General features: G+C 66.6%; 1 protein-coding gene. It reads right to left on the bottom strand.

The genetic code is table 11. From position 1 onward, the window contains the following. Positions 1 to 736: IS3 family transposase (locus tag B1205_RS10280; RefSeq protein ID WP_254909835.1), on the bottom strand; the 736-nt coding region annotated here is incomplete at its 3' end. Between the last annotated feature and the right edge of the window lie 11 nt (positions 737 to 747).

The raw sequence follows: 747 nt of genomic DNA, 5'->3' as shown, positions 1-747 counted from the left end.
GCCAGCTCGTGCGGTAGACGAGTTCGATCTTCAGCGTCGACCAGAAATTCTCCATCAGGGCGTTGTCGTAGCTGTCGCCGACGGAGCCCATCGAGGGCAGGATCCCGTTGTCCTGCAAGCGTTCGGCAAAGCGGAACGACGTGTAGTTCGACCCGCGGTCCGAGTGGTGGATCAACTGGCCGTCGCGGACATCGCGCGACCAGATGCCGTATTCGAGGGCGGCGAGGATCAGGTCGGTGTCGCAGCGGTCAGACGTCTGCCACCCCACGATCCGGCGGGAGAACACATCCCGGACCGCAGCGAGCCAGAACACGCCCTCGCCGCAGGGGATGCGGGTGNCCCAGAGCCGGTTCGGCCCGGCCGCGGTGAACTGCCGGTTGACCAGATCCGGCGCCGGCGTGTGCCGTGGATCCTGCTTCGTGGAGCCGCCGCGCCAGCCACGCCGCAGGAACGCCCCCTGCCAGCCCTGCTGCGTCATCAACCGCTCGACGCGTTTGCGGCCCACCCGGATGCCGTCACGGCGTAGCTGCCGGTGGACCCGGTCCGCGCCGTAGGTGCGTCCGGAGGTCTCCCAGATCTCGTAGATGTTGGAGATCAACCCCAGGTCGACCACGTCCCGGTCGCAGGGCTGCTCGACCTGCTTGACCCACCCGTAGTAGGTCGAAGCGCCGATGTTCAGGACCCTTAGCAGGAGCGCGACCGCGAACTGATCACGATGTTCATGGATGAACCTCATGACCGTCGCCG

Origin of the sequence: Micromonospora sp. NBS 11-29, assembly GCF_002140155.1 — a bacterium.
GTDB lineage: Bacteria > Actinomycetota > Actinomycetes > Mycobacteriales > Micromonosporaceae > Micromonospora.
This window is presented reverse-complemented; position numbering and strand designations above follow the sequence as displayed.